This is a genomic window from Photobacterium sp. MCCC 1A19761 (genome assembly GCF_037389125.1).
GTDB lineage: Bacteria > Pseudomonadota > Gammaproteobacteria > Enterobacterales > Vibrionaceae > Photobacterium.
In genome coordinates, this window is the sequence record NZ_JAZGTF010000046.1 from 1 (window position 1) to 12,402 (window position 12,402).

The following is a 12,402-nucleotide window of genomic DNA, read 5'->3' on the forward strand; positions in this document are numbered from 1 at the left end:
TGCTGCCGTTCGTGCGTTGAACAAGTTAACAGGGCTCGGCATGCCCGTAACTCGTAAAGTTAGCTAAAACATGGCTTAAATTGGGTAGATCTGTTGTTTTCCTGATTTGATCAACAAAGCCGTTTTTTACAGAAATAAAAGCTCTAGTCACGGGGTATACAACAGATAGTGGAAATGTAAAAGTACTACTGCAAAATTTCGACAGAAGAAGAGTAATTTCAACAAATGGGCTATCTATCTTCCACTCGTCAAATGTTTACAAAAAGATTGAAGGCATAGGGTTAACTATTGATCATAAACTTACCGCAACTTTAGAAAGTGGGAAACTGAAGTTTTTTAGTTTTCATAACGCCCGCCAAATGTTTGATTTGAGTGAGTACTATAAAGTTGCTACTGATGATGATGTAATAGAGTTTGCATCTGTTGGAATAATAAAATCTGAAAATGTTGAGCGATTGATTGAAATGTCAGACTCATGGGTAAGGCGCAAAATATCTCTTATACAACAAAGTGGTATTTTACAAAGCGTACCTATCAATGAAATGAAAGCTGTAGCCACCGAGTTTAATATTCCATTTTCAACCGAAAGGGACGGCTCAGATGAGGTCATTAAGCTACCCAACGATAAGTCAGACCTTAAAAAATTACTTCGTTTCCTAGATGAAGACTATTACAAGTCTCCACTCTCAAATACTGCATTCGTGACTAATTCAAAGAGAGCAGTCAACACCAGAAAAGCGGCTAACAACACGCTTCAAGAGGGACAGTGAACTTGTCTTATTATAGCGAATAGTAATGCAAACCGCCTTTCGGCGGTTTACTTCCTCTGAACCTTCTGCAACTCTCCCCACACCCGATCGGATTCTTTCTTGTTCGACTCCGTTAACCACTTCCCATAGACCTTGGCGACCATGGTGATGTCGGCGTGGCCCATTTGCTGCGCCAGGTAACTGACATTGACGTTCGCGTGGGTGATCATCCAGCTAGCGTAGGTGTGTCGTAACTGGTACTGATTTCGGTGTGGAATGCCGGCCTTTTGGCAAAGGGCTTCCCAAACTTTGCCAAGCGCGCGTTTCCCGTAATAGTCGTAGTCGCTGCACTTCTGCTCTCGAACGGCCTTTGGGTTGAAGACAAAGCGGAGCTTCTCCTGGCGATAAGCTTGGCCGGGCAACTCAACATCATAGTCTTTGGCCGGAAACAAATACGTTAAGTGGCGTTGCGCTTTCAGGGCTTCAATGGCTGGTGGCAGTAAATCAACAAAGCGTTCTTTGTCAGTTTTGGTTGTTTTGAGGCCACGTCTGTCATAGGTTGATCGCCGGATGTGAATGGTGTTGTTTTCAAAGTCCACGTCTTCCCAGGCGAGGGCACATAACTCGCCGCTGCGTATCCCGGTGTAAACCAGCAGCGTGATCATATTCCGATGCTGTAGCTGGTGGCATTCAGCCAGTGCTCTGTTAATTTCGTCCACCGAGAAGGGTTGTATGTCGACCTCGCTCTCTTTCACCCGGGTGAGCACCTCCGAAAGATCCCGCTCGACGTACTCCATTTTGTGTAGCCAGGCCAGAAAGGCATTGATGGTGACCAGGTTACGGTTAATCGTCCGGCCACTTTTCCCTTTAACCAGCTCCTGCCGAAATTGCGTGAGTGATCTGGGCGATAGCGTGTCGCAGCTCCGGTTTGCGCCGTAGAGTTCGAGAAAGTCCCTCAGCACCCACTCATAACGCTGGTGGGTCGACCGGCGAATATCGTGCGCTTTGGATTCAAGGAACTGTTTCGCGAGTTGGCCCAGATCTAATGCTCCCGGCTTTCCTGACGCATGCTTGGATTCAGGAAAGTGAGCCGCGTAGCTAAAGGTGCCGATTTTGATTTCGTATAAGACGGCTTCACGCTTTTGTTTTGCAAAATTAACATTTTGCTTGGTCGGGGGTAAGCCAAGTGACTCTCTGCAACGCTTCCCCCGGTAGTAGAAAGAAATTCGCACTGAGTTGCCGCGAACTTCTACCCCTGATGGAAGGTTATCTACTATTGCATTCGGTGCCATCGGTTCCATTCCTCAATATCTACCATCCAGGTGCCGTGAATCTTTCTCATGACAGTGGATGGATAGAACCCGTCACGAGCTTTTTCTCGCAATGTTTTGGTGCTCAGACCGATCTCTTCAGAAGCCTTCTTCAGCGTAACAATCGCGATTTGAGATCTACTCATGTATGTGACCTATATATCTGGTTATGATGTTGAAGGTAACCACCAGTAACGGGCAGAACTGGTGGTTGACTTTTTAAATGCGCAGACTCAATGCGCGGTATTGCTTGAAGCGTGGGGCGCTTTGTTCAGCGCCAGCATACCTTACAATAGCTTGCTGGCTTGATCGGCAAAGTCGCTTAGCAGATCGGAAGTGAGTTCAGTTGAAACCGGGTAGGGCTTGCTGACTCCCCATCCATTCTCTTGGTTTTCATGCCGTATCAGCTTCAGGTCAACCACCTGTCCCAATGGGAAGAGGTAATACGGCTTGCCGACCGTAATCACCCCGTGTTTTGTTTGAAATGTTGTAGCCATGGCTAGTCTTTCCGGTATCCCGCGTCATACAACCCTTCAACGATTGAATGCATGCTGTGATTTGTTAGTGAACGAGCAATTTCGTACATTTGCGATATATCAGCAGATCTTTGAAATTCATTATTTCGCTCTGTCTGTTCATCGAGTTCTGCTACGGCATTGCCGACAAAGACTGCGATGACTTTTCCACCGCAAATTTCCATCTCGGTGCTAAGCTCCGGTTTTGCCGGACTATCGAACTCTGCAACAAACGTTAAACAGTTCTTCGACATGGATTTTTCCTCGCAAGAAGCGCCCTCCTGAAAGGGCGCGTCATCTGGTTATGAAGAGAACGAGCCGATAAAGGTGTCGATTTCGATTTCTTCCGACAGGAACTTGGCTTGAAGTTTCTCTTGGAACTCTTCGCCCATTTCTTCCTGATGCTGCTCTAATTTCTTGATCCGCAGCACCAGCGTATCGTTCCCGATGGTGCTCATGCGTAGTTCAAACACGCGCTCATCAAGCCCCAGGTAGGGCTCACAGGTGAACTTGAACACGGCAGGCATTGGGAACTCATCTTTGGTACGAACAGCAATCGACTCGTACTCAGATTGGTGTTGACTGAAATCATCAACGCTTGATTCACGGCCTGCTTTTGATTCGAACTTCATGTTACGAACCGCGGCAGAGGCGACCGCGTTATCAATGACGTCACCGGTGGTCGAAAACACTTGGATCGACGCGCTGTAATCTTCGATCCACTCGGCCAGTTGCTTTTGTCCGAGGCGCTCTTCATTCACGTTCAGCAGGGCACGAAACAGTGCTGTTTTGCGTAAAGTGAGTTGCGCCTGGTGTTTGCAATGGCCGGGCATATTGTGAGTGCCCAGGTCAAAGATGGTTAACGCGGACATGCTGTCGGCGTTGATAAAACACTGGTTTCCTTCGGTCTGATACTCTTCGTGGTAGCGAACAAATTCATCGATGTTGGCCGTTTTCATCAGGCCGCGGAAAGTGTTGCGGTTAGGCATGTAGCTTTCCAGGCTGTGCAGTGCGAAGTTTTCAGGGAGCGCCGCAACAGGAAACCCTGTGCCAGCCAGCTGGGCCAGAAACTCTTTCGCGCTGCCGGTTTCTTGAATTTGTTGAATTGCAGATTTGTCCATGCTCATGATTATTCTCTTTCAGGTGATTGAATCGGGTGGTGTGTATTAGCTGCGAACTTCCCGCAGCACGGCGTCTTCTATAACGACTTGGCCGTGAACGTCTTCTTTTGGTCGGTCGTAGGTCAGTTTGCCGCCTTTCCCTACATACGCGATTGAGGTGTACTGGAAGTCTTCACTCTTGGCGCCGAAACCAGTTTTTGGCTCCTTCACCGACATGTTGACCGTGATTTCAACCATCTCGTTGTTGGTGCCCATGGGCTTCAGCTTGAGGTCCATCTTCACGTTGCCGGCTTTGTCGCTGTACGAAACAGCTCGGGCAACGTTCGACATGGCCAGTCCCATGACATTTGAGATGACTCCGCCATCAAGCTCTTGCATCAACTTGGGGAAGTTGGTGGTGCGATCCTCAACACTGAGGTTTCCGGCTTCTTGTTTCTGCATCGTTTTTCCTCGCAATTCAGTGGTACTCGTTAATCCAAATACAACTTGTCTATCCTTTGGTTCCAATGCCCTTAATGCTCTATTAAATTACATTATGTATTTTTCCGTGTAAATACATAATGTAATTTTTAATGTTGGGGATACAAAAAAACCGCCAAAAGGCGGTTTGAAAGTAGAGCGAATGCGAATGGCTGCTAGCTAAAGCCGTCCGTTAAATTAGTTTCAGTTTTGCGTCGACGACCACGCCGATAATTTTACAATTACCGTTGATAGGTAAGGTTGGGTAGGCAGGGTTTAATGGCTTCAGGAATTTTTGCCCGGCATCGATGACGAGCTTTTTAAAAGTAGCTTCATTTACATCTGTGAGCTTTGCGACAACCAGCGATCCATTTTCAGCATCTCTGCAAGTATCCACTAGAACAAGCGTATCTTCAGGGAAGCTAACACCCGTAGCTGAAGTCATCAAATCCCCTTGAACTCGAAGCCAAAAGCAACGTTCACTGGTGCGCTCTGTCGTGACATACCACTCATCAACATCAATAGTTGAACAGGGCTCGATTGCTTCAGTCCAAGCCCCGGCCTGGACTGAACTTAACACTGGGAACCGCTGTTTATCAAAAGGCTGAATATCTATCTGGGTTACATTCGAAATGACGTTGTCAGGATATTCTAACGTTCCATCTGAATGGAGAGTCAACTTATCAAGGCCAACAGCCTTTAAAATTTGGCTGATCTGTTCTAGCGATGGTTCTCTGCGTTTGTTTAACCAATGCGCAACCGCCCCCTGAGTTATGCCCAATCTCTCAGACAACTTCTCCTGGGTTATCCCTAGCTCTTTTAGTCTGGCTTTTACCAGCATGTTCCATTGCATTTTCATTCTCTAATTATTACAGGCTGTAATAAGTGGCTGTAGTCACAAAATGTAATATGATCTTGTGGTGTAAAATTACGTTATGTATTATTGTTCCGGTCGTAAGGAGAATTTATGTCAAATCTTAAAGCTATTCGAACCTCAATTAATGCCTCTCAGGATGAGTTGGCTGAGCATGTTGGGGTAACGCAAGGAGCTATTGCTCACTTTGAAAAGGGGATACGTACGCCGAACATAAACATGTGTTGGCGTATCGTCGAAGCATTGAACCGTATGGGAGCCAATTGCTCATTTGAGGATGTTTTCCCCACGCCTGGAAATCAAGATACCTCAAAAAAACCAAGGAACTAACCACCAAACACAGGAGCAGATGGTGATAAACAAGAAAGAGATGGTGAACAAGACCATTGCGGGGGTAACCGGTGGGAAGGAAGCGGTTGCTGCGGTTTTGGGGATGTCCGTGGATAGCTTCAATAACCACTTGTACGAAAAGAAAGGCTCGCGCTTCTTCAGTGTTGATGAGCTGGTGGAGATGGCCGATCTGACGATGACGTCATACGTTGCTGAGTACTTTGCAGAGCGTGTTGGCAGCATGGTTGTGGCGCGCCCACGAGTGGCACAGCTGGACAGCGTCGACATGTTCGATTGCCACTTGCAGCTGAATGCGGTGAAGGGGCTTTTGGATAAAACCATAGAAGAGGCGAGGGCCGACGGTGTGTTTGACTCCCGGGAACGGAAGACCATTGCGCGGTTGAAGAATGACTATCAGGGCATGTTCGAGGCCTTCATGCTCAAGCTCGATGCTTTATACGCGGAGGACGTATGAAAACAGATCAGTTCTGGGAAATGGTGAAGCAGATGTCGGATATGACGATGAACTCTTGCCGAGTGATTCGTGTGCAGCAGGACGTTGAAGGAGACCGGTTCGAACTGGAACGGCTTCAGATACTCAAGGCTCGATGCGATCTGCATATCCAAACGGTAGAGAAAAGAATTGAGTTGGCTTTAAGCCGCGGCAACGACTTAAAGCCAGGATGTGAATTTTCTTGCGAGGAAAAATCACTAACCACCCCGAAAAACCTACGAAAGAACCCGGAGAAGTCATGAGGAGAATAGCACTAAAGGCCCGTATAGAGAACCACCAATGGCGGTATTTCATGGTGGGCAAATATGGTGTCGTAGAAATCAGCCGCTCATTTTTCAAAGCGATTTTTGAGGGGGAGATTCTACTTTTTGGGGAGATCTCCGGCCAGCCAGGCAAGAAACGTTTCGAAAGTCGTCAGGCTATCTACGTAGTCCACTTGGCCACATTCAATCGAGGCCCGGTTGTAAGCCGGAGTTTCGAAACAACCGAGAGGGTCGCTGTCTTTAGGCTTCAGCCGATGAAGTTCATCCGACAGCTCTTTATCATCCATTTTACTCATATGGAGTCTCACACGAGAGTACTCGGACATCTGAGCTTTGGCGTTTGCCATCGCACTGTCGGGGCGAAAGACGAAAGCACCAATCGTCAGGCTTGCCATGATAGCACCATACCATTGAGTACCAGCTACTCCAGAGAACACCATGGTACTCAGGAAAATTTGGAGAAACACCACGAGGTTGTAGGTTCTGCGCCAGAAGGTGTAGAGGTACTTTTCCAGTCTGTAGCAGTAGATAACGTTGAATTCTTGCTCGTGGCGTTTCATGTTGCTTCTCCTTTTATTACGACTGTGGTGGCCTTTGTGGAGGCGGCGGTGGAGGCTGTTTTCGAGGGTAATTCCCTCTTCTTCCATCAGACGGTAGATGTCCAGACATTTCACTTTCCTTGCATTAGTCATTTGGTCGCATATGCATTCTATTGGTTGTTTGGTCGCGCTTCAACCAAGGAGCCCAGTTCGTGCGGTCTGGTTTATCAAAACCGCTCAACACGTTTGGAGGTGGCGTAATGGCTAGGTTGTTCGACGTCGTGCGTGAGCTATCTGGTCAGGCAGCAGCGATCAGCATTCCACGTCCATATATCAAATTCTGCGAGGGTAACCACACCCATGCTGCCGTGCTGTCTCAGCTGGTGTTCTGGTCCAGCACCAAAGCCGACGGTGAGTGGTTCTATAAATCAAATGACGAGTTGGGCACTGAACTGTGCCTGACCACAGACCAGGTGCGTTACGCCGTTCGCCAGCTCAAGAAGCGGCTGGGTGATGTGATTCAGAGCCGGGTGAAGAAGGCCAATGGCGTCCCGACAACGCATTACCAGATCAATGGTGATCGGCTGGTGGAGTTACTGTTTCCTGCAACTGAACAGGATTCCCAAATGGATTCGGTAATTTTACCGGATGGAAATGGAAATATTACCGAGTCGAATCGGGAAGATTACCAAAACCATGGAAGTGGGAATATTACCGATTCCAGTAACAGATCCAAACCATATACAAACAAACAGATCCCTAATGCACCGAGCAAGCTCGATGCCGACGAGCGGCAACCTGTTTTTCAGTTGGTCTTGAATGACAAGTCGCTGTTCCCGCTGTACGCCGAAGACGTTCAGGCACTGGCAGGGCTGTACCCGGCGGTGGACGTCCACCAGCAGTTCCGGAACATGATCGGCTGGCTTGCTGCGAACCCTCGCCGCCGCAAAACCAAATCTGGCATCGAGCGGTTCATCAACTCCTGGCTGGCCAAAGAGCAAGACCGGGGTTATGCGGTACCGGCAGCGGCTCAACCAGCTTCGAAGCCAAAACCAGATCAACGTACGCAGCTGAAAAACAAGATTCGCGATCTGGAGTTGGAAATCAACAACGAAAACCAGGCACTGCTGCGCGCGATTGACTGGGGAGCCACACAGGATTCGATCGATTCCAGTAAGCGCCGTATCGCGGAAATGTCACGACAACGACAGCAGCTTCTGGACGAACTAGGGGGAAGGAATGGCCAGTGAAAAGGATCTTCGAGCCTTGATGGTATCCCGCGCCAGAGTGTGGACGCCAAAGGAACTGTGCGACGAGCTGGGTGTGCATGTCTGTGAGTTGGTTCGACTGTTAGATAAAGCACGTAAGGCCGGCGCCAACATCCGGATCATGAACAACGAGCAGACAGGGAATACGCATAAGCTTTGGCTGGTGGAGGGATGACCAATGTTTGAACTGACGACCCAAACAGAAATGACAATGAGCAGTCACGAGATTGCTTCGCTAACCAATAAACGCCATGACAATGTGATGAAGATTATTCGTGAATTGGTGAGCGGCAGAGTACTCAAGCCGAGTGATGGGGTTCCTGAGATTAAGGAGACCCCCTATGTTCACCCACAGAACCAGAGGACCTATTACGAATATCACCTGAACCGACGAAATACATTGGTTGTGGTGGCGCGTTTATGTCCGGAGTTCACCGCAGTCGTGGTGGATCGTTGGCAAGAGTTGGAAAAGCAGAACCGACCGAAAGTCCCGGGCTCTTTTGCTGAAGCTCTGCAATTAGCTGCCAACCAGGCGAAGGAGATAGAAGCCAAAAATCACGCCCTGGCGGTAGCCAAACCGAAAGTTGAGTTTGCCGATGCGATTGCTGGTGCAGACAAGGGGGTGAAGCTGGGTCAGTTCGCCAAGACGGTCGGGCTAGGGCCGGTGACCATCTTCCGTATTCTTCGGGAGATCAAGGTATTCATGAGCCGTGGGGATTCTTACAACCTGCCATACCAGGAGTATGTCGAGAGAGGCTACTTTACGGTGAAGCAGGGGACGTATGAGACAAACTCTCAGACCCGCATCAGCCATACAGCGATGATCACCGGCAAGGGTGAAATCTGGCTCCGCAAAAAGCTGATTGAAACCGGTCATTTAAAGGCGGTGGCAGCCTGATGATTATTCGTATGTTACCTGATAGCAAAGCTGTTGAAGCGCTTTGCATTTGTTATGAGAAGCAGCGTGTTTATCACCACCAGGGAATACCACACTTTGTGACCTCGCTTACTGTTGCCGGATCAGGGCGTGAGGCGCGCGTTGAAGCCGAACTGAATCCCGTATGGAATGAAGAGGTGGTGCTGTGAGTCAGTTAGAGCGTTTGCTGTTAACGCACATTCGGGCAGTAAAGCTGGATGTGCCTGTCGCTGAGTACCGGTTCCATGAAAAGCGTCGGTGGAGATTCGATTTTGCTTATCCGGATCTGCTCGTGGCGATTGAGGTTGAGGGCGGTACCTGGACGAATGGCCGGCACACCCGGGGAAAAGGGTTTGAAGGGGACTGCGAGAAATACAATACCGCGGCATTAAGAGGCTGGACGGTACTGCGCTTTACAGGTGACATGATCAAGCGGGGGGAAGCGATCAAGATGATTGAGGAGGCGTTAAGTTGTTAGTCCTTCAACCTTTCCTGCAGCCTGATCTGGGTTTGATGATGTTCAAACCCGGCAAAACCCTGTTATCTGAGCTGGTCAAAATGAGCCAGGGTAACCGGCTGGTGGTCATGCCGTTACCGGAAGAGCTGGTGAACGTGCCAAGCGGGAAGCTGAACCGTCCGGTGTTACCGGATCGTTCAACATCGCTGGTGGATGATGAGCGGTTGCTCGAGTTCTTTGCTCATCCGGATGTCCAGAAGTGCCTGGGCAGCTTCTATCACTGGTTAGAGCGGATCCCACATTGCCAGCTGTCGGACAGTGACTATTGCGATAAAAACCTGACGTTCTTGGATTACGCCAGCGGGGCCATCCGGCTTTGCTGGCACCATGACAATGAGGAGCGCATCAATCCAAGTGAAAAGGGCAGGGCGATCGCCAGGCGTAATGTCATGCTGTGGGGCCTCGAAACGGTAAAGCACCAGCTGAGGTTATATCGGGCGGTTTCGTTACCTGAGCTTTGCTGGTGGAGTGTGGTGAATGGCGTGTACGACTGCCTGCCGCGCGCTGTCGTCGATGAGATGTTTGGTCTAAGACCAAAACCCAAATCAGAGACGCTTACGCTTCGCCGCGAGAGTGATGAACGGTTTGAAGTCGATACGAAGGCGTTGCTGGCCGACCGGGTGAAACCCATCCAGCTCAAGGTGGATGACGAGCCACCAGCGATGTACATGGCCCGGCCAAAAGAGCTTATCTGGCGTAGCGAAAAGTATCTGAAGTTTGTGCGTTCGTTGCCCTGTGTGATCACCGGTAAAACCGAAAACGTCGTCGCTCATCACTTAATCGGCCACGGCGAAGGGAAGATGGGCGGCAAAACTCATGATCTCTTCACCATCCCTTTAGAAACCAACGAGCACCGCCGTTTTCATGATGATCCCAAAGCCTGGGAAGAACGGCATGGTTCACAGCTCGAGTACGTGAAAGCAACACTGAAAAAGGCCCTCGAGCTGGGGGCGCTGGAGTAGGTGAGGTCCCCCCGTTTTAGGAGCAGGCATAGCAGCGTGTTGCTAGAACGGGGGAGTTAATTTCACCTCAGGCTGTGTTTATATAGCGGTTACGTCCATTTTGTAATTAAGCAAACTAGCTTAGCCAATCATTATGCAGTTGCACAAACATAGCTACCATCAGGGTTACGCTGGTACCCGGTATACGCGCCACCACAAACATAGCTACCATCAGGGTTACGCTGATAGCCGGTATAGGCACCACCACAAACATATGTTCCATCAGGGTTACGCTGATACCCGGTATAGGCACCGCCGCAAACATACGTACCATTTGGGTTGCGTTGATACCCGGTGTATTTGTTACCACAAACGTAGGTACCATTTGGATTACGTCGATACCCGGTATAGGCACCACCACAGACATATGTTCCATCAGGGTTACGTTGATACCCGGTATAGGCACCGCCACAAACATATGTTCCATCAGGGTTACGTTGATACCCGGTATAGGCACCGCCACAAACATATGTTCCATTTGGGTTACGTTGGTAGCCAGTATAGGCACCGCCACAAACATATGTTCCATCAGGGTTACGCTGATACCCGGTATACGCGCCACCGCAAACATACGTACCATTTGGGTTGCGTTGATACCCGTTGTAGGCACCACCACAAACATACGTACCATTTGGGTTGCGTTGATAGCCGGTATAGGCTTTTCCACAAATATATGTGCCGTCTGGATTACGTTGATAACCTGAATATCCGGCCTTATTTTTTAATGGCATATATTCTTCCTTAACCAAAAGCTTTAAATAGCGCTATAACGAATCATATGGGCACCCCTCATCAGGCTTTGCAACACTAGGTAAGTCTGAACACGAAATCACCGGAGGCCACCATGTCATCATCTATGGCATTGATTTGCCAAACATAGCTTCAGTATCCACGGAGAGGATCACCAAGGCAAGCTGTTGAACCAAAAACAATAACGCGATCAAACGTTCTATTGGTGTTTGCCAGTATTCCGCTGGCTATCGTTGGGATGGTAGTCAGCGGCGCGTCTCATTACTGGGCCCGAGAGCGATAGCAGGCAAAGCTGGGTTATACGCAAATAATCATGGTAGCAAGAGTCAGGAACCAGACGGATGAAGAGCAGCAGTACCAAGCTTTGCGTTACCTGGCATTGTTGTTGACAACTGGGGGAGTCCATGTGGCCGCGTTAGGCCAGGGTGAGAGCGTGAGTTAACAAATTGTAAAATCACCACATGTAAGGCACGTTGGGATCTACAAATAGAGGGATTTTTAACCATCTGCCCCAGGTGTGAAATGCATGAGGTGTCTAATAATCACTCAACCAGCCCGAGGGAATTCACAGCTGTTCAAAAAGTAAACACATGTGATCTCACCCTGCGCGTTAGGCTTTTTCAGAGTGAATGCTGTAACAGTTGATCTCTCACATCATTGATCGTTTTCGAGTATTCGTCAGCTTGTGAACGCAATAATTTAAGCCTTTCTTTAGATGAGTCACTTTTCAATGGAGCTATTCGAGCTATTTCGTTAACGACTTTTGAGTACTCCAATAGAGGTATTAAATGTTCTTGCTCTACCCAAAACATATTTTTACTTAATACATCGTTAAATGACTTTAAGTGTTTTTGGTCAAGTTCAGCGATACTTACCTTAAAGTCTTGGGCTATTTTTTTCTCAACCAGGAGAATATTAGATTCTGCTAGCGCAGGAGAAACACCGTCTTTAAGCTGTTGTTGCATCTTGACAAACTCTGACTTAATTTCGTTGTCAACTGAATTGTAGTAATCACGATACATGTTTAGAGACGTATTGAGCAAGTAAGCCTGTTCCCATACCTCGGCTAATTTCATAACTTTGGTCTTGTTAAACTCAACATATGCGTCATTAACAGACTTTTTTTCGTCGAGCAAATACGTAGCATAAAAAACAGCGATCCCAACAATTGCACCTATCAATAATTTGTCGATAATGTTTTTTGTAACATCAGCTACAATTGATTTCCATAATTCAGACATAATTCCTCCTGAAGCCTAACGCCGCGCTCTGCGGC

19 protein-coding genes are annotated in these 12,402 nt (G+C 48.4%); 10 read left to right on the forward strand and 9 right to left on the reverse strand.

Features of this window, described 5'->3' with window-relative positions; genetic code table 11:
• Positions 1 to 236: 236 nt before the first annotated feature.
• Complete coding sequence (locus VV869_RS23630) at positions 237 to 770, forward strand: Kiwa anti-phage protein KwaB-like domain-containing protein (RefSeq protein ID WP_337737450.1); 534 nt, start codon at positions 237 to 239, stop codon at positions 768 to 770.
• 47 nt (positions 771 to 817) lie between these two features.
• On the opposite strand, the gene VV869_RS23635 is transcribed toward VV869_RS23630, so the two are convergent.
• The 6 genes from VV869_RS23635 to VV869_RS23660 form a co-directional block, all read right to left on the reverse strand.
• A complete protein-coding gene (locus VV869_RS23635; protein WP_337737403.1) occupies positions 818 to 2,041 on the reverse strand; it encodes a site-specific integrase in 1,224 nt (407 codons plus the stop codon).
• 305 nt (positions 2,042 to 2,346) lie between these two features.
• The gene (locus VV869_RS23640; RefSeq protein ID WP_337737404.1) at positions 2,347 to 2,556 is read right to left on the reverse strand and encodes a hypothetical protein; all 210 of its coding nucleotides are present in this window, start codon (positions 2,554 to 2,556) and stop codon (positions 2,347 to 2,349) included.
• A gap of 2 nt (positions 2,557 to 2,558) precedes the next feature.
• Positions 2,559 to 2,828, reverse strand: coding sequence for a hypothetical protein (locus tag VV869_RS23645; RefSeq protein WP_337737405.1), 270 nt, complete (start codon positions 2,826 to 2,828; stop codon positions 2,559 to 2,561).
• A gap of 48 nt (positions 2,829 to 2,876) precedes the next feature.
• Positions 2,877 to 3,701: a DUF2303 family protein gene (locus tag VV869_RS23650; RefSeq protein ID WP_337737406.1), complete on the reverse strand. Its 825-nt coding sequence runs from the start codon at positions 3,699 to 3,701 to the stop codon at positions 2,877 to 2,879.
• A 39-nt stretch (positions 3,702 to 3,740) separates the two neighbouring features.
• Positions 3,741 to 4,136 (reverse strand): hypothetical protein, encoded by a 396-nt coding sequence (locus VV869_RS23655; protein WP_337737407.1) that lies wholly within the window; start codon positions 4,134 to 4,136, stop codon positions 3,741 to 3,743.
• A gap of 211 nt (positions 4,137 to 4,347) precedes the next feature.
• The gene (locus VV869_RS23660; RefSeq protein WP_337737408.1) at positions 4,348 to 5,007 is read right to left on the reverse strand and encodes a LexA family protein; all 660 of its coding nucleotides are present in this window, start codon (positions 5,005 to 5,007) and stop codon (positions 4,348 to 4,350) included.
• A 114-nt stretch (positions 5,008 to 5,121) separates the two neighbouring features.
• On the opposite strand from VV869_RS23660, the gene VV869_RS23665 reads away from it, so the two are divergent.
• Genes VV869_RS23665 through VV869_RS23675 form a run of 3 tightly spaced genes read left to right on the forward strand, consistent with a single transcriptional unit; the run spans position 5,122 to position 6,114 of the window.
• Positions 5,122 to 5,358, forward strand: coding sequence for a helix-turn-helix transcriptional regulator (locus tag VV869_RS23665; protein WP_337737409.1), 237 nt, complete (start codon positions 5,122 to 5,124; stop codon positions 5,356 to 5,358).
• 19 nt (positions 5,359 to 5,377) lie between these two features.
• Positions 5,378 to 5,833, forward strand: a complete 456-nt coding sequence (locus VV869_RS23670; RefSeq protein ID WP_255390293.1) for a YmfL family putative regulatory protein — start codon at positions 5,378 to 5,380, stop codon at positions 5,831 to 5,833.
• Positions 5,830 to 6,114, forward strand: coding sequence for a hypothetical protein (locus tag VV869_RS23675; RefSeq protein WP_337737410.1), 285 nt, complete (start codon positions 5,830 to 5,832; stop codon positions 6,112 to 6,114). Before VV869_RS23670 ends, VV869_RS23675 begins: the two co-directional genes overlap by 4 nt.
• 119 nt (positions 6,115 to 6,233) lie before the next feature.
• Here the strand turns inward: VV869_RS23675 and VV869_RS23680 are convergent, their stop codons facing one another.
• On the reverse strand, positions 6,234 to 6,695 hold the full coding sequence (locus tag VV869_RS23680) for a hypothetical protein (RefSeq protein ID WP_337737411.1): 462 nt from the start codon (positions 6,693 to 6,695) through the stop codon (positions 6,234 to 6,236).
• A 239-nt stretch (positions 6,696 to 6,934) separates the two neighbouring features.
• Between VV869_RS23680 and VV869_RS23685 the strand changes: the two genes are divergently transcribed.
• From VV869_RS23685 to VV869_RS23710, 6 genes are read left to right on the forward strand one after another with little or no spacing between them, the layout of a single operon-like run.
• Complete coding sequence (locus tag VV869_RS23685; protein ID WP_337737412.1) at positions 6,935 to 7,924, forward strand: ATPase; 990 nt, start codon at positions 6,935 to 6,937, stop codon at positions 7,922 to 7,924.
• Positions 7,914 to 8,117, forward strand: coding sequence for a hypothetical protein (locus tag VV869_RS23690; RefSeq protein ID WP_255390299.1), 204 nt, complete (start codon positions 7,914 to 7,916; stop codon positions 8,115 to 8,117). Before VV869_RS23685 ends, VV869_RS23690 begins: the two co-directional genes overlap by 11 nt.
• Positions 8,118 to 8,120: 3 nt before the next feature.
• Positions 8,121 to 8,840, forward strand: a complete 720-nt coding sequence (locus tag VV869_RS23695; RefSeq protein WP_337737413.1) for a phage antirepressor KilAC domain-containing protein — start codon at positions 8,121 to 8,123, stop codon at positions 8,838 to 8,840.
• Positions 8,840 to 9,028 carry a hypothetical protein gene (locus VV869_RS23700; RefSeq protein WP_337737414.1) on the forward strand — a complete coding sequence of 63 codons (189 nt, stop codon included), beginning with the start codon at positions 8,840 to 8,842 and terminating at the stop codon, positions 9,026 to 9,028. Before VV869_RS23695 ends, VV869_RS23700 begins: the two co-directional genes overlap by 1 nt.
• Entirely contained in the window at positions 9,025 to 9,336 is a 312-nt protein-coding gene (locus VV869_RS23705) for a hypothetical protein (protein WP_337737415.1), read from the forward strand. The genes VV869_RS23700 and VV869_RS23705 overlap by 4 nt, the downstream gene beginning before the upstream one ends.
• Positions 9,330 to 10,337 (forward strand): DUF968 domain-containing protein, encoded by a 1,008-nt coding sequence (locus VV869_RS23710; protein ID WP_337737416.1) that lies wholly within the window; start codon positions 9,330 to 9,332, stop codon positions 10,335 to 10,337. Before VV869_RS23705 ends, VV869_RS23710 begins: the two co-directional genes overlap by 7 nt.
• A 131-nt stretch (positions 10,338 to 10,468) precedes the next feature.
• Here the strand turns inward: VV869_RS23710 and VV869_RS23715 are convergent, their stop codons facing one another.
• Together VV869_RS23715 and VV869_RS23720 are read right to left on the reverse strand one after the other, a co-directional pair.
• Positions 10,469 to 11,107 carry a hypothetical protein gene (locus VV869_RS23715; protein ID WP_337737417.1) on the reverse strand — a complete coding sequence of 213 codons (639 nt, stop codon included), beginning with the start codon at positions 11,105 to 11,107 and terminating at the stop codon, positions 10,469 to 10,471.
• A 639-nt stretch (positions 11,108 to 11,746) separates the two neighbouring features.
• Positions 11,747 to 12,367: a hypothetical protein gene (locus VV869_RS23720; RefSeq protein ID WP_337737418.1), complete on the reverse strand. Its 621-nt coding sequence runs from the start codon at positions 12,365 to 12,367 to the stop codon at positions 11,747 to 11,749.
• Positions 12,368 to 12,402 lie beyond the last annotated feature (35 nt).